The 19,930-nt window shown below is 49.0% G+C and carries 15 protein-coding genes, 1 tRNA gene and 1 pseudogene; 4 read left to right on the top strand and 13 right to left on the bottom strand.

All coding sequences use genetic code 11. The annotated features are described in order from the left end of the window. Nucleotides 1-19: 19 nt before the first annotated feature. Genes DYC63_RS08270 through aceE form a run of 3 tightly spaced genes read right to left on the bottom strand, consistent with a single transcriptional unit; the run spans nucleotide 20 to nucleotide 6,021 of the window. Complete coding sequence (locus DYC63_RS08270; RefSeq protein WP_115218786.1) at nucleotides 20-1,699, bottom strand: TolC family protein; 1,680 nt, start codon at nucleotides 1,697-1,699, stop codon at nucleotides 20-22. A 22-nt stretch (nucleotides 1,700-1,721) separates the two neighbouring features. Next, nucleotides 1,722-3,344 carry a dihydrolipoyllysine-residue acetyltransferase gene (aceF, locus tag DYC63_RS08265; protein ID WP_115218785.1) on the bottom strand — a complete coding sequence of 541 codons (1,623 nt, stop codon included), beginning with the start codon at nucleotides 3,342-3,344 and terminating at the stop codon, nucleotides 1,722-1,724. Nucleotides 3,345-3,366: 22 nt separating this feature from the next. Then, nucleotides 3,367-6,021 (bottom strand): pyruvate dehydrogenase (acetyl-transferring), homodimeric type, encoded by a 2,655-nt coding sequence (gene aceE, locus DYC63_RS08260; RefSeq protein WP_115218784.1) that lies wholly within the window; start codon nucleotides 6,019-6,021, stop codon nucleotides 3,367-3,369. Nucleotides 6,022-6,242: 221 nt separating this feature from the next. Here aceE and DYC63_RS08255 point away from each other — a divergent pair, with 221 nt between their 5' ends. Then, nucleotides 6,243-7,628 (top strand): OmpP1/FadL family transporter, encoded by a 1,386-nt coding sequence (locus tag DYC63_RS08255; protein WP_218564591.1) that lies wholly within the window; start codon nucleotides 6,243-6,245, stop codon nucleotides 7,626-7,628. A 68-nt stretch (nucleotides 7,629-7,696) separates the two neighbouring features. Here DYC63_RS08255 and serA read toward each other — a convergent pair whose 3' ends face one another. The 3 genes from serA to DYC63_RS08240 form a co-directional block, all read right to left on the bottom strand. Next, nucleotides 7,697-8,911 carry a phosphoglycerate dehydrogenase gene (serA, locus tag DYC63_RS08250; RefSeq protein ID WP_115218782.1) on the bottom strand — a complete coding sequence of 405 codons (1,215 nt, stop codon included), beginning with the start codon at nucleotides 8,909-8,911 and terminating at the stop codon, nucleotides 7,697-7,699. Nucleotides 8,912-9,480: 569 nt separating this feature from the next. After that, nucleotides 9,481-9,557 (bottom strand) — tRNA-Arg (locus DYC63_RS08245). A gap of 79 nt (nucleotides 9,558-9,636) precedes the next feature. Next, complete coding sequence (locus tag DYC63_RS08240) at nucleotides 9,637-10,410, bottom strand: tellurite resistance TerB family protein (protein ID WP_115218781.1); 774 nt, start codon at nucleotides 10,408-10,410, stop codon at nucleotides 9,637-9,639. Nucleotides 10,411-10,478: 68 nt separating this feature from the next. Here DYC63_RS08240 and DYC63_RS08235 point away from each other — a divergent pair, with 68 nt between their 5' ends. Then, nucleotides 10,479-10,982 carry a retropepsin-like aspartic protease family protein gene (locus DYC63_RS08235; protein WP_115218780.1) on the top strand — a complete coding sequence of 168 codons (504 nt, stop codon included), beginning with the start codon at nucleotides 10,479-10,481 and terminating at the stop codon, nucleotides 10,980-10,982. 38 nt (nucleotides 10,983-11,020) lie between these two features. Here DYC63_RS08235 and ilvE read toward each other — a convergent pair whose 3' ends face one another. The 6 genes and pseudogenes from ilvE to DYC63_RS13805 all read right to left on the bottom strand — a co-directional run. Beyond that, entirely contained in the window at nucleotides 11,021-12,016 is a 996-nt protein-coding gene (gene ilvE, locus DYC63_RS08230; protein ID WP_115218779.1) for a branched-chain-amino-acid transaminase, read from the bottom strand. A gap of 57 nt (nucleotides 12,017-12,073) precedes the next feature. Beyond that, nucleotides 12,074-12,868 carry a sulfite exporter TauE/SafE family protein gene (locus DYC63_RS08225; RefSeq protein WP_115218778.1) on the bottom strand — a complete coding sequence of 265 codons (795 nt, stop codon included), beginning with the start codon at nucleotides 12,866-12,868 and terminating at the stop codon, nucleotides 12,074-12,076. Continuing rightward, nucleotides 12,858-13,310 (bottom strand): hypothetical protein, encoded by a 453-nt coding sequence (locus DYC63_RS08220; protein WP_115218777.1) that lies wholly within the window; start codon nucleotides 13,308-13,310, stop codon nucleotides 12,858-12,860. Before DYC63_RS08220 ends, DYC63_RS08225 begins: the two co-directional genes overlap by 11 nt. Before the next feature lie 2 nt (nucleotides 13,311-13,312). Then, nucleotides 13,313-15,376 carry a glycine--tRNA ligase subunit beta gene (gene glyS / locus DYC63_RS08215; protein WP_115218776.1) on the bottom strand — a complete coding sequence of 688 codons (2,064 nt, stop codon included), beginning with the start codon at nucleotides 15,374-15,376 and terminating at the stop codon, nucleotides 13,313-13,315. A gap of 2 nt (nucleotides 15,377-15,378) precedes the next feature. After that, nucleotides 15,379-16,278 carry a glycine--tRNA ligase subunit alpha gene (gene glyQ / locus DYC63_RS08210; protein WP_115218775.1) on the bottom strand — a complete coding sequence of 300 codons (900 nt, stop codon included), beginning with the start codon at nucleotides 16,276-16,278 and terminating at the stop codon, nucleotides 15,379-15,381. Nucleotides 16,279-16,400: 122 nt separating this feature from the next. Further along, nucleotides 16,401-16,507 (bottom strand): annotated as a pseudogene (locus DYC63_RS13805) (IS30 family transposase); the annotation flags it as partial. Nucleotides 16,508-16,891: 384 nt separating this feature from the next. On the opposite strand from DYC63_RS13805, the gene cls reads away from it, so the two are divergent. Beyond that, nucleotides 16,892-18,355: a cardiolipin synthase gene (cls, locus tag DYC63_RS08205; protein WP_115218774.1), complete on the top strand. Its 1,464-nt coding sequence runs from the start codon at nucleotides 16,892-16,894 to the stop codon at nucleotides 18,353-18,355. A gap of 118 nt (nucleotides 18,356-18,473) precedes the next feature. Then, nucleotides 18,474-18,632, top strand: coding sequence for a hypothetical protein (locus DYC63_RS12680; protein WP_172459464.1), 159 nt, complete (start codon nucleotides 18,474-18,476; stop codon nucleotides 18,630-18,632). 108 nt (nucleotides 18,633-18,740) lie between these two features. Here the strand turns inward: DYC63_RS12680 and asd are convergent, their stop codons facing one another. Beyond that, on the bottom strand, nucleotides 18,741-19,853 hold the full coding sequence (gene asd / locus DYC63_RS08200; protein WP_115218773.1) for an aspartate-semialdehyde dehydrogenase: 1,113 nt from the start codon (nucleotides 19,851-19,853) through the stop codon (nucleotides 18,741-18,743). Between the last annotated feature and the right edge of the window lie 77 nt (nucleotides 19,854-19,930).

Below are 19,930 nucleotides of genomic sequence, written 5' to 3'. Positions count from 1 at the left end.
CAAAATAATAAATATTGCGTTAATGCTTATGGATGACGACATCGCTGCTTTCATCAACCTGAATAAATTCCTTTGCCGTCGACTGTACCTGAGGCGGCAGGAAATAATCGCCGCGCGGATAGGAAAAATAAGGTTGCTCAGCCACATAAGGCTCAACGACAACGATGCCGGTTTTTAATTGGGGAGTCTGCTTGATCTGCTGCATAGAAACGGCATTGTGCTGAATATTTGACGCATTTACTTCAATATCTTGACTCGCCAAAACCACTGTTTCCGTTGCCGGAGCAATATTTCTCTGCTCTATAAATACTGTTTGCCCGGAAGATTCGGGTAAACGCGCCAAAGCATCGTCATTTCGCCGTGCTTCTTGTCGGCTGATTTGCACGAGCGGCTGCGCATCAATGACCACATGTGTGTTTTGTTCGATATCGGCATCTGCCGGCGTACGGCCGAGCAAGGCATCTCTGTGCAAAGTCATTTGCGCCCATTTGGTTAATCCGCCCACCGCCACCAAATAATCTAATTTGGCGCGCATCAGCGAATATTGCATACTCACTTTGCTTTGTTTGGCTGTCGCCAATTCGCTGTAAGCATCGACCACATTCAATAATGTGCGGGTAGCAATTTTAAATTGATCTTCATAATCGACAACCACTTGCTGCAAAGCCATAATTTGACGGTCAATCACTTTGATTTGCGCTGCCACCCGCTCCATTTCAATCAAAGCTAATTCCGCCTGTTCGCTTAAAGAATCCGCCATTTGCGAGATTTTTGCACGCGCCGCTTCAATTAAATATTCTTGCTGACGAATGGCCGGCGCTTTTTTGCGGTCAAAAATATCCACCGACATGTTGAAATAAACCATCGCATTATCTTTATTTGCATCGGCTCGAATATCGATATTGGGATAAATTGAACGCTGTGCGACTTTTAAATTGGCTTCGTTTTTCAGCAACTCCTGCTCTTGCGCCAGATAACTGGAATTGCGACGCTGCCATTCTTCCGTCATCGGGAAAGTATCGATTAAATATTGCGGACTTAACTGTGCAAAAGGATCGTTTAATTCCGAAGCCGTTACCGCAGGCTGCACATAACGCCCCATGCGGCGGAGATTCAAATCCAAATTTCTGCGGTAACTGACAATGGATTCTTCCACGTTCTTCTGCCGTGATTCGGCTTGCGTTAATTCAGAACGCCGCCCGGGATCGTATTGATTGATAATCCGCATTTGATCGACAATATGATTATGCAAAGCCAAATTGTCCTGCGCGGCTTCGAGCTGTAATTTCGCCATAACCGCATCCAGATAATAGCCGGCAAATTTAAACGCCCATTGTTCGGCAGTTTCGCTGACTTTTAAATTTTGATAAAAAGTTTCGATTTCATCGGCAGCAATCTGTGCGGATAATTTGCCAAAATCGTATAAAGTCCACTGTGCGGAAATGCCCGGCGAAAAGGAATAACCGCCTCCTGTGGATAACATCGGCTGACTGGCTGTTGCTTGCACAACCGGATACCGCGCGGCACGACTTTGCTCCAATGCCGCTTGCGAGACCGATTCATTAGCCAAGGCTTCCATTATTTCAGGATTTCTTACGATGCCGTCGCGCAAAATTTGCGGCAAATCCCTCGCCTGTATCATAATCGGCACCAACAGCAGCGCTGATAACAGCGCTCTGCGGGGCAAATGAAAGTACATAGAAGTCCTTTCTATCTTTAATTTACAACAAAGTTTTTTTCATATCTGTGAGCATTTGACCGATGAAAACGGTCAATCTCGCAGCCAAAGCACCGTCAATCACACGATGATCAAAAGACAATGACATCGGCAGCATCAAACGCGGTTCAAATTCTTTGCCGTTCCATATGGGCTCCATAGTTGAACGCGAAACTCCTAAAATGGCCACTTCCGGCGCATTGACAATCGGTGTGAAATATTCTCCGCCGATACCGCCTAAACTGGAAATCGTCATTGAAGCACCGGACATATCTTTCGGGCTTAATTTACCGTCGCGCGCTTTTTTGCTTACTTCCATCAAATCGGCTGATAATTCGTAAATGCCTTTTTTATCCACATCGCGAATAACCGGCACGACCAAGCCGTTAGGCGTGTCCACCGCAATACCGATATTATAGTATTTTTTCAAAATCAGCGATTTGCCGTCAGGAGATAAAGAAGAATTAAAGCGCGGATACTCTTTTAATCCCGCTACCAATGCTTTCATTAAGAAAGCCAACATAGTAACGCGCACGCCGCGTTTTTCGGCTGCCGCTTTCAAAGACTGGCGGAAAGCTTCAAGCTCCGTGATATCACATTTATCATGTTGGGTCACATGAGGAATATTCAGCCAGCAACGTGTCATCGCTTCGCCGGTTAAGATGTTGATGCGCGATAATTTTTGCTCTTCAATTTCGCCGAATTTGCTGAAATCGACTGCCGGAATCGGCGGAATACCCGTCCCGCTTGCCGTACCCGAAACACTGCCGGAAGCCACAGAAGCTAAGGTTTGCTTAATCCATGATTTAACATCTTCTTCCAGAATGCGATTATTACGACCGGTTCCGTTAATTTTGCCCAAATCCGCCCCGAGTTCGCGTGCAAAACGGCGTACCGCCGGGCTTGCATAGGCTTTGGCAAAAGCGTCTTCATCAATAGCAATCGCAGGTGCTTGCTCTTTAACAGGCGCATCAGAGGTTTTTTGTGCTGTGCTTGGAGCAGTTTTAGCTTCTTCTTTCGCCGGCGCGGCTTTATTCTCTGCTGCCGCTTGTGCAGATTGAGCAGGTTTACCGCCCGCTGCTTTGACAGTACCGATCACTGTTCCCTTAGAAACTTTATCGCCGACTTTCACATTCAAGCTGACTAATTCGCCGGCAAATTCCGCAGGCACTTCCATTGAAGCTTTATCCGATTCAAGCGTGATTAAGGTCTCATCTTTGGCAATGTTCTGACCTAGGCTCACATTGACTTCAATCACGCTCACACTATCAAAGTCGCCAATATCCGGCACGGTTAGCTCTTGAGTTTCGCCACTACCCTTATCGTTTGATGATGAAGTTTCTTGCGCCGCTTCATTTTTCGGCTGGCTATCTTCTTCAGCAGCTGCTTTCTCGCCGCCGCTTAAAACAGCAATCACATCGCCTTCTTTGACTTTATCGCCGACTTTGATATTAACGCTTTCTACTACGCCGCCGCTGCTAGCCGGCACTTCCATTGAGGCTTTATCCGACTCTAAGACTAAAACGGATTGCTCCGCTTCGATGTTATCGCCAGCTTTAATCAATACTTCAATGACGTCCACTGCATCAAAATCGCCAATATCTGGAACACGAATTTCAATACTCATTTTTTTCTCCTGTAATCAGCAATTAACGGTACAAAGCAAAGCCATTGTCAACAATATCGTATTTGGCAATCGCATCCGCTACTTTTTGCGCTTCAATTTTACCGCTGTCAGCCAATGATTTCAGCGCGGCAAGCACAATATAATAACGGTTCACTTCAAAGAATTCACGCAATTTTGCACGCGTGTCGGAACGGCCGAAACCATCTGTACCCAATACCGTCATGCGGCAACCTTCCGGCAAATAAGCGCGCACTTGTTCGCCGTAAGCACGAATATAATCCGTCGCGACAATAACAGGTCCTGTGTGATCTTCTAATTGCTGGGCAATAAATGATTTTTTCGGAGTTTGCATCGGATTTAAGCGGTTGTAACGCTCCACTTCCATGCCGTCGCGTGCCAATAAGGTAAAGCTGGTAGCACTCCACACATCTGCCGCCACCCCCCAATCGGATTCTAATAAAGCCGCCGCTTCAACGACTTCGTTCAAAATCGTGCCTGAGCCCATCAATTGTACACGCAATTCAGAATTTTTTTCTGAAATTTTTAGTGAATACAATCCTTTAAGAATCTCTTCTTCAATACCTTCACGCTCAGGCATCGCCGGCTGATAGTAATTTTCGTTCATCACCGTCAGATAATAGAAAATATCCTCTTGCTCTGTGTACATACGGCGCAAACCGTCTTGGACGACAACAGCCAATTCGTAGCCATAAGTAGGATCATAAGGCATACAGTTAGGAATCAAACCCGCTTGAATCAAACTGTGCCCGTCTTCATGCTGCAAGCCTTCGCCGTTCAAGGTCGTGCGTCCGGCAGTACCGCCTACCAAGAAACCGCGGCAACGCTGATCCGCCGCAGCCCAAGCAAAATCGCCAAAACGTTGGAAACCGAACATGGAGTAATAGATATAGAAAGGCACCATCGGCTGATTATGTACGGAATACGCCGTGCCTGCTGCAATAAAATCACAAATGCCGCCGGCTTCATTGATGCCTTCTTGCAAAATCTGACCTTTTTTGTCCTCACGATAATACATGAGTTGTCCTTGATCCTGCGGCACATATTGCTGACCTTTTTGATTCCAAATACTGTATTGGCGGAACATTCCTTCCATACCGAAAGTCCGCGATTCGTCCGGCACAATCGGCACAATACGCGAGCCGATATTCTTATCTTTCATCAGGGTATTCAGCACGCGCACAAAAGCCATCGTCGTTGAAATTTCGCGCCCTTCGCCGGAACCTTTCAATACGGCATCAAATGCGGATAAATCAGGAATTTCCAAAGCTTCGGATGTTTCGCGCCGCGTCGGCACATAGCCGTTAAGCGCCTTGCGACGTTCGTGAAGATAGTTGTATGCCTCACTGCCTTCTTCAAGTTTGACAAAACCTACTTCTTCGACAATATCATCACTCACATCTATTTCGAAACGCTCACGGTAATGACGCAGCTGCTCGAGCGTCATTTTTTTGGCCTGATGCGCAATATTCTGTCCTTCACCGGCTTCGCCCATACCGAATCCTTTGACCGTCTGCGCAAGAATCACGACAGGTTTGTCGCTACGCACGGCTCTGTGATAAGCAGCATAGACTTTTTCAACATCATGCCCGCCGCGGCGCAATGCCCACAAGTCTTCATCCGTCCAATCGGCGATCAGCTCTTTCAGTTCCGGGGTATTGAAGAAAAAGTCACGCAAATATTGACTGTCTTTGGCGCGGATAGTTTGATAATCGCCGTCTAATACTTCGGTCATGCGTTTTTGCAAGAGACCGTCTTTGTCTTTGGCAAAAAGTTTGTCCCAACCGCTGCCCCACAACACTTTAATCACTTCCCAACCACAGCCGTGAAACTCGGCTTCAAGTTCCTGCACAATCTTGCCGTTGCCGCGTACCGGACCGTCCAAGCGCTGCAAATTGCAGTTAATGACAAAAATCAAATTATCCAAATGCTCGCGACCGGCAGTTGCTAAAGCACCGCGCGATTCCGGCTCGTCCATCTCGCCATCGCCGCAGAAGCACCAGACTTTACGATCATTCTCAGGCAAGAAGCCGCGATCTTCCATGTATTTCATAAAGCGCGCCTGATAAATCGCCATCATTGGACCTAAGCCCATGGACACGGTGGGGAATTGCCAGAAATTCGGCATCAACCAAGGATGCGGATAAGAAGAAATGCCTTTGCCGTCCACTTCTTGACGATAATGATCTAATTGCTCTTCGTTCAAACGACCTTCCAAATAGGCGCGGGCATACATACCCGGCGAAGAATGGCCTTGGAAAAATACCAAATCCCCCAAATGATCGTCTTCCTGACCGCGCCAAAAATGATTCTGCCCGACTTCATACAGCATCACCGCTGAAGTAAAGGAAGCGATATGGCCGCCGACGTTGGTATTTTTACCGGCACGCAGAACCATAGCGATAGCATTCCAACGAATGGCATTACGAATCGTTCTCTCCAAAAGCATATTGCCCGGATAAGTCGGCTGATCTTCGTGAGAAATTGTGTTGATATAAGGGGTTACACCTGTACTGACAGCAATTTTGGCTTGTTTTGCCAATTCCGCCAATAAGAATTGGATGCGTTCCTCGCCGTCGCGTTCTTGAACATTTGCTAAGGCAGCAAGCCATTCCCGAGTTTCTTGTGGATCGATGTCTTTTGCAATGTGATGAGTCATTTTACTTCTCCGCTGAATGAATAAAGCCGAAGCGCTAGCCCGGCAAAACTCGCCCAGTTTACCACAAAATCGCAAGACAACAGACGCAACTTATTTGTAAAAATACCGTTAGCGGAAAAGGAGCAAGAAAATCAGATAAGCATGGAAAGTTTTTCATCTTAACTATTTCATTAAGGTAATTTTATGCTAAAGTAAAGATAGGAACACAAATTGATATAGATATGATGTATAGCTTACAAAAAATCTTACTCGGCAACTTAGTAGCCGCTTTTGCCAGTACCGTCTTTGCCTCCGGCTATAATGTCGGCGGACAAAGCATTTCCGTCATGAGCACCGCCGATGCCTCCGCCGCAGAAGCGGCAGATGCAGGCACCATTTTTTATAACCCTGCGGGATTAAGTTATTTAAACAGCATGCAGATCAGCGGAAATGTTTTATTAGCACGCCCGAATGCCAGATACTATGATGCACAGGCAAACTATCCTGCTTATGCAGGCAGCGGCTCGGTTGGCGGGAACTCAAGCGGTAAAATCGCCGATCAATGGAAAATGATTCCACATGCTTATTTTGCCTATCCAATCAATGAGAATATTACCGCCGGACTCGGTATTTACGTTCCCTTCGGTACTTCAACAGAATATGATCATCAAAGCGTCAACCGTTATGCGATTAATCGCACGGAATTGCAAACTCTTGCCATCAATCCTTCGATTGCCTTTAAAATCCATCCGCAACACAGCATCGGCATAGGATTTATCGCCCAACATGCCGATGCCAAATTGCGCAAATATGCCAACTTTTCCCCCGCACTCTCAAGAGCAAGCGGCACCCGTATTGCTAATGGTCTAGCAGACGGCTTTGCCGAAATTGATGCGGATGACTGGGGCTTCGGTTTTAATTTAGGCTGGATGTGGGATGTAAACGAGCAAACACGTTTAGGACTAAGCTATCGCAGCTCTATCAAACATACCCTGAAAGGACAGGCAAACTGGTCGTTGGAAGGTCCTGCATTCGCTAATCCTCTTGCGGTTGCCGGCGTACGCGCTAAGGGCTATGCTGCAGAGGAAGGCGTCAGCGGTAAAATCGCCACGCCTGAATCGATATCTTTGCATGGCATGTATCAAGCCAATCCGCAATTGGATCTCTTTGCCAATGTAACTTGGACGCGCCATTCGCGTTTTAATGAATTAGATATTACCTTTGAAAACAAGAAAGCCGTCGTGGGCGGAGAGACGGAAATCAGCCGTATTTCTCCGCACTGGAAAGACACATGGCGCATCGGACTTGGCGGCAGCTACCAAATTAGCGAACCTTTGCAATTACGCGCAGGTATTGCTTGGGACCAAGCGCCCATCAGAGATGTCGAACACCGCCTCGTGACCATGCCGGATAATGACCGCTTTTGGCTGTCTCTTGGCGCTAAATACGATCTCAATGACAAAAGCAGCATCAATCTCGGCTACAGCTATGTAACCGTTAAAGATTCCGAAGCAAAATTTAGCGGATGCAGTATTAACCCTTGCGTTGATTCCGGCGTGATCGGCTCAAGCAAATTCAAAGCAGATTCGCATTTCATAGGACTGCAATACACGCACCGATTCGAATAAACGATACAAGAAAGCCGCTCCTCACAGCGGCTTTCTTATATTTTTGCGAAAAGAATTTCTACAGACAATCAGCTTAATAATCTCGCGCGAATTGTACCCACCACACCGCGAATTTTTTCCAAAGCAACCGTCGAACTGCTATCGTCAATATCCATCAGCAACATTCCGATATCATTACGCGTCATCAATGCCTGCGCACTAATATTGATGCCATTTTCTGCAAATAAATGAATCACATCCGCCAACACGCCCGGCTGATTGTGATGAATATGCAAAATACGGTGCGCTCCCTCCTGCTTTGGCAATGAAATCTCAGGAAAATTCACCGCAGACACCGTAGAGCCCGTAATAATGAATTTCGCCAATTTTTCCGCCACTTCCAAGCCGATATTGGCTTGCGCTTCCTGCGTAGAACCACCGATATGAGGCGTTAAAATGACATTTGGCAAACCGCGCAAAGGGCAATCCAAAGACTCATCATTGCCTTTGGGCTCAATCGGGAACACATCCAAGGCGGCGCCGCCCAAATGCTTAGATAATAAAGCGGTATGCAAATCTTCTATCGACACACAATGCCCGCGTGCCGCATTAATAAACATCGCCCCCTTCTTCATCAAGGCAAACTCTCGATGCGTCATCATATTCTTTGTCGAAGGCAATTCAGGCACATGCAAACTCACCACATCCGACTCTTTTAACAAACTATCCAGCGACATCGCCGGTTCGGCATTACCAAGCGGCAGCTTGGTTTCCACATCAAAATAAATCACGCGCATACCCAAAGCTTCGGCTAAGACGGATAATTGCGCGCCGATATTGCCGTAACCGACAATACCTAAAGTTTTTCCGCGCGCCTCATAAGATCCCTTTGCATTCTTAGGCCATTTGCCGATATGCACCATATGGCTTTTATCTGTCATGCCGCGCAAAAGAGAAATGATTTCCGCCAAGACCAACTCCGCCACCGAGCGCGTATTGGAATACGGCGCATTGAAAACGGGAATGCCTAACTGCTGCGCCGTCTGCACATCCACCTGATTCGTGCCGATGCAAAAACAGCCGATGGCGCGTAAATGCGGCGCCGCCTGCAAGACTTCGCGACTAAGCTGCGTACGCGAACGAATACCGACCACATCCGTCTGCGCCAAAGCCTCCTGCAACTCCTCGCCTTCCAAAGCCTCAGGCAAAGCGGTAATTTGCGTAAAGCCCTCACGCTGCAAACTATCCACCGCATTTTGGTGAACCCCCTCTAATAATAAGACACGCGATTCTTGATTAGCCATAACCTTATATTCCGCAAAAAGGCGGATTATATAGCGCAGCCCTTTTAAATACCACTAGGAAAATATCACCATATCATGCAAATACTTATCATCGATGACAAGAAAAATACAATAAGGCAATAAGCCGCAAAGAATAAAGCAAGACAGGGTTGTAGCAGCATTTAACCCCTCAGGACTATATAGTCAAAGAATTGAAAAAGTATTACGGACTTGACTCGCCTTGCCGTACGTTCTTGTACTGTCTGCGGCTCGCCGCCTTGTACTGTGTTTTGACTTCTCCGACTATAGCGAAAAAATGCCCTAATAGAGAATAGGCGTATTTTATAATCAATTCGGCTCAAATAAAGACACAGCAAGGCAAGGTGGATAACTTGTTACCCACGCAGTTTAATCTTTGGATCTGCCCAGTCAATTCATCTCAAAACAACACAAAATATAACTTTTACATATCGGCGTAAACAATAAGGAATATAAGGCGTTAAGCGTTCTTCTTTATCATGAATTAACTATACATTTGTCCGTAAAAAAGCCCGCAGAAGCGGGCAAACACACAAAAGGAAACCTAAAAATGGCCCGCCCGAAGGGATTCGAACCCCTGGCCTTTGCCTCCGGAGGGCAACGCTCTATCCAGCTGAGCTACGGGCGGACAGCGCGCATTCTAGCACTAGTATCAAACAGGCGCCAATAAAAAAGCACCTCGAAGGTGCTTTTTTAAGCGGTATTGTTTAAAAACCCGCCTGCTTTTCCAATAACTCCACAAAAGAATCACGCAAACCAAGCGCTTGCTGCAAATTCGCCAAATAAATAATTTCCTTGCGATCCAAATCACCGCAGACAATACGCGCCGCTAAATACACCTCGGCCGCCAATCCTTGATCACTGCCCACCTCTGCGGCAATCTGCTGCACAGAAGGCGGATTGGCAATAATACTTTGCAGCCATTGCTGCACCTCGCGATCTTCAGCACCGATCTGCTCAACAATCGCACGTTCCTCATCCGCACTAATCTCGCCGTCCGTCTTAGCCGCAGAAACCATCGCTTTTAAAATCAGGCGGCTGTTATTTTCCACTTCGACACTGCCGCGTTCCGCGGTCGGCACCATCACCTCGCCACGGTTGGCAGCGCCGGTCTGAGCCGCCGCTCCTTGCTGCACAGAGCCTTCATTATTGCGCTGCCAATCCTGATAGGCCTTATAAGCCAGAGAACCTACCGCCGCTAAAGAACCCATTTTGGCTAAAGAACCCGCCATACCGCGCGAACCATTGCTGCCGCCTAAAATCATCGACAAAATACCGGCAGCAGCCGCGCCACCGCCCAATTTTTTCAATTGATCGCTATTTTGCAGCAAGCCGCCTAAACCGCCGGCGCCGCGGGCATTATTTGAACCGCCCAAAGCGCTTTGCAGCAAACCGCCCAATCCTTTGCCGCTGACGCTGCCATTGCGGCTATACTGCTGACCGGCACCTAAAACTTGATTTAAAATATTATTGATATTCATCATTCGCTCCATCGGTTAAAATACATAAGAAACCTTGCGCAAGATAACACTAATCCACACTCGAAAAAATGAACACATTCTCACCTAATGCACAAAATAATTTCGGCTTTTATTTCAGCACACTGGCATTTTTAGGCATTTTACTGCTGATATTCCTTCATTTTGGCGGATATTTGAGACAAAACAGCAGCATAGAAAGCATCAACGGCATTCAAACCCTCAAACTCCAAGCCTCTAACGGGCATCATTACCGCGTAAAAGGCGGTATCAACGGCATAACCGTCAACTTTTTGCTCGACACTGGTGCCACAGGCATCGCCGTCAATGAAAAAATCGCCGATTTAGCCGGTTTGGAACGCGGCGGCTACGGCACAATGCAAACTGCCAACGGCAGTGTTGAGGCACGCGTCAGCCGCATTGCACGACTGGAAATCGGACCGATTCTGATGAAAAACGTTCCCGTGTGGATTATGCCGAACATGGACGATGAAGTCCTGCTCGGCATGAGCGTCTTGCGCCAACTCAATTGGCGGCAGGAAGACGGGGCTTTATTGATTGAAATTCCTCAATAAAAAAGCAGGAACCGCCCTGCTTCTCTTTTGCAAACCGATTAAACTTTCGTCAGCCAGCCATGCTTATCTGCACTGCGGCCGTATTGGATATCGGTAATCAGGCTGCGCAATTTCAAGGCTTCGCTTTGACTTTTCACCGCCACGTCTTGTCCTTCAATAATCAAGACGGTTACCGGCGACAATACCGCCGCCGTGCCGCTCAGCAATGCTTCCGCACCATTGGCAATCCGTTCTTTCATTTCATCAACGGTAAAATGGCGCTCTTCGATACTATAGCCGTGGTCTTTTGCCACCGTCAGCAGACTTGAGCGCGTAATGCCGTGCAAAAATTCACTGGTCAGCGGTTTGGTAATCAGGGTCTTGCCGTCAATCAAAACGAAATTGGAAGCTCCTGTTTCCTGCACATCGCCGTTGGGACAGAACAATACTTGCTTGGCATGATGCTTTTCCAACGCCTGCATCGTCCAATAGAGGGCGGAAGCATAATTGCCGCCGGTCTTGATGCTGCCCATATGCGGCGCGCAGCGCAGATGGTCGGTTTCCACCAATACGCGCAATTCCGAACCTTGTTTGAAATAATCGCCCACCGGAGAGAGCAGCACGAATAATGCCGCGCTTTTGCTCGGCGAACCCGCACTACCGATATTCGGCTCGGTACCGATTAAGGCGGGGCGGATATATAAGGCACCGCGTTGGTCGGGCACTTCTTCCTGCGCACGGCGCACCGCCTCGACAATCATATTTTTCAGCAATTCCACCGGTGGCACCGGCATGCTCATTGCCGCCGCGCTTTTGCGCATTCTCTCCACGCCGGCATCCAGGCGGAAAATATGCACCGAGCCGTCTTCATGGCGAAAGGCTTTCATGCCCTCGAAAATCTCGCTGCCATAATGCAGGCAATGCGCGGCAGGATGGATTTTCAGCTCATTGCTGGGCTGCCATTGCAGCTCGCCCCAAGCGCCGTCTTCACAATATACAATCGGCATTTCCGGCGCAAATACACTGCCGAAGACCGCCGGAATTTCTGTTCTCATCGCTTTCTCCCTTAATCAAAAAATGCTTACATTACGCTTTTCATTCTGCAAACACAATTAAAACCACAAAGCGGCAATCACCGCCGCCACCGTCATTAAAAACAAAATCCAGCGGATGCTGTTTTGGCTAATCGAGAGGGCAAAACGTACACCGATTAATGCGCCGACGGAATTGCCCAGCGCCAATAACAAGCCCACTTTCCACAACACCTGCCCCTGCCAGATGAAAATGCCCAAAGCAATACTGGTAAACAGCATGGTGCAGACCAATTTCAAGGCATTGGCACGGCGCAAATCATAATGCAAAGCACCCGCCAAAGCGGTCAGCAAGACAAACCCCACGCCCGCCTGCACAAAACTGCCGTACAAACCTGCCGCAAACAGCCAGCCCCATGCCGCCCTGCTTTGCTTGACGCTCAATTCCGTATTCGGCGCATGCATTACCGCCTGCGGTTTAAATAAAAACATCGCCGCCACAAAAAGCATCGCGCCCAATAAAATCATCTTCATCAGCCATTCGGCAGAAACCTGCTCAAAAGGCAGCCAAGCAACAATCACATCCAATTTTGCCGCCAAGACAGCGCCGACAAGCGCGCCGCAGACCGTCGGCAGCACAATGCCGCCGATATCCTGCGTGGGCAAAGCCTTGGCGCGGCGAAAGCCGAATAAACCCGCCATGCCCTGAAACCAAATCCCGACGCGGTTGGTCGCATTGGCGGTTTGCGGATCCAAGCCGAATATCATCAGCAGCGGCAAAATAATATTCGAACCGCCGCCCGCCAAGATATTGATAATGCCGCAGATAATGCCGAGCAAGCCTAGCAAAAGATAAAAAATCCAATTAAATTCCATGTTCTGTCCTTATTGCACACAGACCTTGAGAGGTTTGGACATCTCCGGCGGCAATAAAATCGTACACATAAACAGCGGCATAAGCGGCAATACCGAGCAAAAAGGCACAAATCAGAAAAAAGCCTGCCGCTCTCAGCCGCGCTTTACCACCGTAAACATAAGGCGTGGGGCGATAGGTTTTCATGCCCTGCGGCGGATATTGCCGCTGCCGCCACACGCGGTAAAACATTCTGCCGTTTAATGCCAATAATCCCGCCGCCAAGAAACTCGGATAGCCGGCAAAGACGGCATAGAGCATGATGACATTGCCATCGTGCCGACAAGCCAACCACCGTTCCAATACGGGTTTAGCCCATTCTATAGCCGCCACCGCCAGAAAAACGCAGGCGGCGCCGATGTGGCGGATTTTTTCTTTCGGGCTATATTGCGGCGCCTGCTCCATGCCTAGCCTTGCAAGAGCGACAAATCAGCAATTTGCGCAAAGCCTTGCTGCATGGTTGTCAGCAATGCCAAGCGGTTGGCACGCAAAGCGGCATCATCCGCCATCACCATTACATCGGCAAAGAAAGCTTCCAATGGCGCTGCCAATTCGCCCAAGGCTTGCAGTGCGGCAAAATAATCTTTTGCCGCCACCGCCGCCTGCACCTTGCCGCTAATGCCCAGCCAAGCCTGCCATAAGGCTTTTTCCGCCGCTTCCTGCAGCAGATTTTCCGCGACCGCCTGCGTGTTTTCGCCGTTCTTTTTCAAAATATTGCGAATCCGCTTGGCGCTCGCCAAAAGACTCAGTGCATTGGCGCTGCCTGCAAAAGTGTGCAAGGCATGAATGCGGCGGTCGAAATCCAGTAAATCATCGCCGTCTAGGGCGCGCACCGCCTGATAGCTTTCAATGGCAATTCCTTGGTCGCGGTAATAACCCTGCAAACGTTCCAGCACATAATCGCGCACCTCAGGCAGAACTTTTTCCGCCTGCAAAGCGGCAGTAAAGCTCGCCGCGCTCCATGCGAATAATTCCTGCAAAGGCAGGCTGATGCCTTTTTCCACCAGCAGGCGGATAATGCCGATAGCCATGCGTCGCAAAGCATAAGGGTCTTTGCTGCCGGTAGGTTTTGCGCCGATGGCAAAGCCGCCGATGAGGGTATCGACTTTTTCCGCAATCGCTAAAGCCGTGCCGACGCCTGTTGTCGGCAAATCGCCGCCTGCGCCCAAGGGGAAATATTGCTCTTCCAATGCCTGCGCCACTTCTTCGGCAAGCCCTTCGCGGCGTGCATAATATTTGCCCATCACGCCCTGTAATTCAGGGAATTCCATCACCATTTCGCTTTGCAAATCGCATTTGCACAGCCGTGCCGCTTCTGCCGTCGCTGCCGCATCCGCCTGCACTAGCGGCGCGAGTCGCTTGACCAATTCCTGCACGCGGCGTGATTTTTCCGCCAAAGAACCGAGTTTTTCCTGATAGACCACTTTTTCCAAACGCGGCAAATAATCCGCCAAGCGGCGTTTCAAATCCTGCTGCCAGAAAAATTCCGCATCGGCAAATCGCGGACGAATCACTTTTTCATTGCCCTTGCTCACAGAAACGGGATCTTTGGATTCCAGATTAGCTACCGCGATGAAATGCGGCAGCATTTTGCCGTCCTTATCTAGCACGGCAAAGGTTTTCTGATTGTCCTGCATGGTCGTAATCAACACTTCCTGCGGCACAGCAAGGAATTTTTCTTCAAAATGTCCGGCAATCGCCACCGGCCATTCGGTCAAACTCGCCACCTCATGCACTAAATCTTCCGGCATCAATGCCTTGCCGCCCAATGCCGCAGCCGCCGCCTGCACCTGCTCGCCAATCAAAGCCTTGCGCTTTTCAATATCGGCAATCACATAGGCGCTTTCCAAAGCGGCTTCATAATCATCGGCATGGGTAATCCGCACCGCTTGGCTGTGATGCACGCGATGCCCCTGCGAGTAATTGTCGGCTTGCACGCCGAAAAACGCTAATGGCAGGATTTCGTCATCCGCCAAGGCAATCAAGGTGTTGACAGGACGCACAAAGGCTTGCTCGAAATCACCCCAGCGCATTCGCTTGGCAATCGGCAATTGCTTGATTACTTCGGCGAACAGCTCGGGCAGCAAGTCTTTAAAAGCACGCCCTTTTTCCTTGCCGTAAAACATCAAAGCCGCGCCCTTATCGGTCTCTGCCTGTGCCAAATCTTCCACCGCCACACCGCAGGAAGCGGCAAAGCCTAAAGCCGCCTTGCTCCAATTACCGTCTTTATCCTTGGCGGCGGCAAGCATCGGGCCTTTGCGCTCGATTTTGCGGTCGGCCTGCTGCATCGCAAGCCCCTTGATGCGCCAAGCCAAGCGGCGCGGACTGGCGAAAGAAACAATTCCCTCATGGGCAAGCGATTGTTCGGCTAACACTTTCTGCCATAATTGACTGCCGGCTTCCGCCAAATCGCTGACGGCAGCGGTCGGTAATTCTTCCATGCCGATTTCGATGAGTACGTTTTTATTCATGATTATTTGCCCTCCTTGCACAATGGGAAGCCCAAGGCTTCGCGCGATTCATAATAAGCCTCGGCTGCCGTTTTCGAGATATTGCGCACGCGCAAAATAAAACGCTGCCGCTCGGTAACCGAAATGGCGCGGCGTGCATCTAAAAGATTGAATAAATGCGAGGCTTTCAGCGCCTGTTCATAGGCGGGCAGGGCTAATTTTTTCTCGGCAAGCGCCAAAGACATACGCTCCGCCGCATCAAACTGCGCAAACAAATCCTCAATATCGGCATGCTCGAAATTATATGCCGACTGCTCGCGCTCGTTTTGCTGATGCACATCGCCGTAAGTCAGCACGCCGTTGCGCGTCTGCGTCCAAATCAAATCATAAACGCTGTCCACATTTTGCAAATACATGGCAATGCGCTCCAAGCCGTAAGTCAGCTCGCCCATTACCGGCTTGCATTCCATACCGCCGGCTTGCTGAAAATAGGTAAATTGCGAAGCCTCCATGCCGTTAATCCAAACTTCCCAACCCAAGCCCCATGCGCCTAAAGTCGGACTTTCCCAGTTATCCTCGACAAAACGGATATCCTGCACCGCGGGATCGATGCCGATGGCAAACAAAGACTGCAAATACAGTTCTTGAAAACGCGCCGGCGAAGGCTTCATCACCACTTGGAATTGATAATAACGCTGCAGGCGGTTCGGATTTTCGCCGTAGCGCCCGTCAGTAGGGCGGCGGGAAGCCTGCACATAAGCGGCATTCCAAGGCTCGGGACCTAATGCGCGTAAAAAAGTCGATTCATGGAAAGTGCCTGCGCCCACTTCCATATCATAGGGTTGCATTATCGCGCAGCCCTGGTCCGCCCAAAAATTTTGCAGGGCAAAAATCATGTCTTGAAAACTCAGCACCTTGCTCATTAGTTACTCTCACAAAAGAAAACGCGCTATTTTACCTGCTCTTTAGGCAAAATGGGCGCTTTTCGCGGCGGATGCGCCGGCAATAGGCAAAAAGAAAGGCTGCCCTAGCAGCCTTTTGAGATATAGTCGAAGAATTGAAAAAGTATTACGGTGTTGGCTCGCCTTGCCGTACTATCTGTACTGTCTGCGGCTCGCCGCCTTGTACTACTTTTTCACTTCTCCGACTATAGCTTGTCCAATATCATTTGTCTGTAATCTTTTGAGTATGCCATAAGCTTTATGTGTAACTGTTTTTTGATTCCTTGACTATATTATCTGCTGATTCCCGAAGAAATCGATCCCAGCCGCAAAATGCGCAAAGTCATGCTCTTTCAAAACCAATTCGGCGAAGCGCGTAAAGTCAATTTGCGCAACATCTGACGAACTGTTGCGCTATCTAAATGATAAGGAAAAATTATTTCTAGCCGGCGACGCCGCTTTATTGCTGCAAAGCCATCAACATTTTGCCAATCGGACATAATATTCAAGCCTTTCTTTTAATTAAAAAGAAAGGCTTTTTTGCTGCAAAGCTGAGAAGGCTGCTATCATTTCATTTTGATTCAAGGAAGCGCAAATGGACTGGTCAAGCATCTTTTTTTATACGCATTTTGCTCTCGCGGTGCTTGCCAGTATCCGCATCATCTACTCGCGCCGTTCCAGCAGTGCCGCCTTAGCTTGGCTGACTTTGCTTTATGCTCTGCCCGTATTCGGATTGCTGCTCTATGCCTTAATCGGCGAACCCCAACTCGGACGGCAACGCGCACGCCGCCAAGCAGATTTGCTAGCCTTTCACACTGAATTTGCCGACCGTTTTTTACCGCCGGACACGATTCCGCTCTGCGACATCCGTTTTCGCCAACTCTCCGAATTCATTAAAAAAGAATGCTATTTTGCCGCCTTAAGCGGCAATCGTGTGCAGCTATTGCAGAATACCGACAGTATGTTAAACAGCATGATTGCCGACATTCATGCGGCAAAGCATTGTTGCTTATTAGGATTTTACATTATCGACGTGGAAGGACGGATTGAGGCGCTGATGCGCGCCCTCATCAGCGCCGCTACCCGCGGCGTACGCTGCCAAATACTGGCGGACAGCGTGGGCAGCAAAAACTTCTGGGAATCGGACTGGCCGCAGCGATTACAAAAAGCCGGCGTGGAAGTTACCGCCGCTCTGCCGGTCGGCATCGCCAGCTCCCTATGGGTGCGCAGTGATTTGCGTAATCACCGCAAAATCATGGTCGTGGATTATCGCATTGCCTATACGGGCAGCTACAATCTGGTTGACCCCAAATTATTCAAACAGCAATCAGGCGTAGGTGAATGGATTGATGCCATGATGCGCTGCGAAGGCATGGTTGCCCAGCAATTAGCCGCGATCTTTTACGGCGATTGGGCGGTAGAAAACGATTACAATCTGAAAGCTACTCTGACGCAACTCAACGGCTATTTGCAGGAAATGCCAGACCATATCGAAATGCAGCAATTAGGCGGCGATTTATTGCAAACCCTGCCTTCGCAGCCCGGCAGTGATCAAGCCCTGATTTATGACGTCATTACCGCCGCGCTTTACCGCGCCCAAAGCCAGATTATGATTTGCTCGCCTTATTTCGTGCCGGACGAAGCCCTGCTCAATGCCCTGATTACCGCTGCCAAACGCGGCGTAGCGGTCAAACTCATCATGCCCAAGCACAATGATTCCCGTCTGGTCTATTATGCCAGCCGCGCTTATTATCAATCTTTGCTCGATGCCGGCGTGGAAATCCTCATGTATCAGGGCGGTTTGCTGCACACCAAAACCGTTTTGGTCGATAGGCAATTCGCCTTATTCGGCACCGCCAATATGGACATGCGCAGCTTTTATCTCAATCTGGAAGTCACGATTGCAGTCTATACGACTGATGCGATTGCACAAATCGAAAGATTGCTGGAAGATTATCTCGCTGATTGCCAGCCGGTGGAATTGTCGAAATGGCAAACGCGCGGACGTTTGCAGCGTTTTTTAGAGCGTTGCGTGCGTTTGATTAGCCCTTTGCTATAGTCGAAGAATTGAAAAAGTATTACGGCCTTGGCGCGCCTTGTACTAATTGACTATATGAATTTCGGCGTAAAATCGCTATGCTGCGCAGTATTGCCCGTATATAGAAAAGGAGAGTAGGATGCGATTTATATCATTTTTAATCAATTGTTTACGCAGATTTTGGGAAGACTTGGACAAGCATAATCTGCCGCGCTCTTGTCCCTGTATACCGATTAATGCCGAAAAATTAGCGGCGGATAGAACCTTCAATGCCTTGCACAAAGAAGAGAAAAAATAAAACGGTATCGCGAGATACCGTTCTTTATGTCTAGGTTTTTATGTCTAGATCTTTGATGAGAAGTGAAATTATTATATTGATATTCCGCTTCTTTAAGGAGCTTAGGGCTTAAATTTTGCCGGTTAAAATATTGAGCATGCGGCGCAGCGGTTCTGCCGCCCCCCATAGCAATTGGTCACCGACCGTGAAGGCGCTGAGATATTCGCCGCCCATATTGAGTTTGCGCAAACGCCCCACAGGTACGCTTAAAGTGCCGGAAACGGCGGCAGGCGTGAGTTCTTTCATGCTGAGTTCGCGTTCATTGGGAATGACCTTGACCCAATCATTATGCGCGGCTAAAACGCTTTCGATTTCCGCCAAAGGAATATCTTTTTTCAGCTTAATCGTCAAAGCCTGCGCATGAGAACGCATGGCGCCGATGCGCACGCATAAGCCGTCGATAAGAATCGGATTGGCTTCGCGCTGCATGATTTTATTGGCTTCTACTTGCGCCTTCCATTCTTCTTTGCTTTGTCCGCTGTCCAAGGCTTTGTCAATCCAAGGAATAAGACTGCCCGCCAGAGGCACGCCGAAATTCGTGGTGTCGATGCCGCCGTGTAGGGCTTGAGTAACTTTGCGGTCGATATCTAAAATATTGCTGGCGGGATTGGCAAGCAAATCATGTACGCTGTTTTCCAAGCCGTCCATTTGGCTTAAGAGTTCGCGCATATTTTTTGCCCCTGCGCCGCTGGCGGCCTGATAGGTCATCGGCGTAATCCATTCTACCCAATCATTGGCCAAGATGCCGCCTAAGGCAATCATCATCAATGAGACGGTGCAATTGCCGCCGATGAAGTCTTTTTTGCTTTCGCTGAGGGCGCGGTCGATAACGTCACGGTTGACAGGATCTAAGACAATGATGCTGTTCTTTTCCATGCGCAAGGTAGAGGCGGCGTCAATCCAATAGCCTTGCCAGCCTTGGGCGCGCAATTGCGGATGGACGGCGCTAGTGTAATCTCCGCCTTGGCAGGTAATGATGATGTCCATTTCCGCTAAGGCGGCAATATCATTGGCATCTTTGAGCGTTTTGCCGGCGCCGGCAAAATCAGGAGCGGCTTCGCCTGCCTGCGAGGTGGAAAACAGCGTGGTGTCCACGCCGGCAAAATCGTTTTGCTCGCGCATACGCTCCATTAAGACTGAGCCGACCATGCCGCGCCAGCCGACAATGCCGAGTTTTTTCATCGTTTCTCTCTCCTATTTGAAAAGGGCTTATTTAAACGTGAATTTCACAGGCTTGCAATCACTTTTTTAGGAAATAT

This window comes from Suttonella indologenes, from assembly GCF_900460215.1.
GTDB lineage: Bacteria > Pseudomonadota > Gammaproteobacteria > Cardiobacteriales > Cardiobacteriaceae > Suttonella > Suttonella indologenes.
The sequence above is the reverse complement of the archived record's forward strand: the minus strand, read 5'-3'. Positions and strand labels throughout refer to the sequence as shown.

Excerpts from the sequence above, each read along its gene's own strand:
- DYC63_RS08270 (WP_115218786.1), bottom strand. The coding sequence starts at position 1,699 with ATGTACTTTCATTTGCCCCGCAGAGCGCTGTTATCAGCGCTGCTGTTG.
- aceF (WP_115218785.1), bottom strand. The coding sequence starts at position 3,344 with ATGAGTATTGAAATTCGTGTTCCAGATATTGGCGATTTTGATGCAGTG.
- aceE (WP_115218784.1), bottom strand. The coding sequence starts at position 6,021 with ATGACTCATCACATTGCAAAAGACATCGATCCACAAGAAACTCGGGAA.
- DYC63_RS08255 (WP_218564591.1), top strand. The coding sequence starts at position 6,243 with ATGATGTATAGCTTACAAAAAATCTTACTCGGCAACTTAGTAGCCGCT.
- serA (WP_115218782.1), bottom strand. The coding sequence starts at position 8,911 with ATGGCTAATCAAGAATCGCGTGTCTTATTATTAGAGGGGGTTCACCAA.
- DYC63_RS08240 (WP_115218781.1), bottom strand. The coding sequence starts at position 10,410 with ATGAATATCAATAATATTTTAAATCAAGTTTTAGGTGCCGGTCAGCAG.
- DYC63_RS08235 (WP_115218780.1), top strand. The coding sequence starts at position 10,479 with ATGAACACATTCTCACCTAATGCACAAAATAATTTCGGCTTTTATTTC.
- ilvE (WP_115218779.1), bottom strand. The coding sequence starts at position 12,016 with ATGAGAACAGAAATTCCGGCGGTCTTCGGCAGTGTATTTGCGCCGGAA.
- DYC63_RS08225 (WP_115218778.1), bottom strand. The coding sequence starts at position 12,868 with ATGGAATTTAATTGGATTTTTTATCTTTTGCTAGGCTTGCTCGGCATT.
- DYC63_RS08220 (WP_115218777.1), bottom strand. The coding sequence starts at position 13,310 with ATGGAGCAGGCGCCGCAATATAGCCCGAAAGAAAAAATCCGCCACATC.
- glyS (WP_115218776.1), bottom strand. The coding sequence starts at position 15,376 with ATGAATAAAAACGTACTCATCGAAATCGGCATGGAAGAATTACCGACC.
- glyQ (WP_115218775.1), bottom strand. The coding sequence starts at position 16,278 with ATGAGCAAGGTGCTGAGTTTTCAAGACATGATTTTTGCCCTGCAAAAT.
- cls (WP_115218774.1), top strand. The coding sequence starts at position 16,892 with ATGGACTGGTCAAGCATCTTTTTTTATACGCATTTTGCTCTCGCGGTG.
- DYC63_RS12680 (WP_172459464.1), top strand. The coding sequence starts at position 18,474 with ATGCGATTTATATCATTTTTAATCAATTGTTTACGCAGATTTTGGGAA.
- asd (WP_115218773.1), bottom strand. The coding sequence starts at position 19,853 with ATGAAAAAACTCGGCATTGTCGGCTGGCGCGGCATGGTCGGCTCAGTC.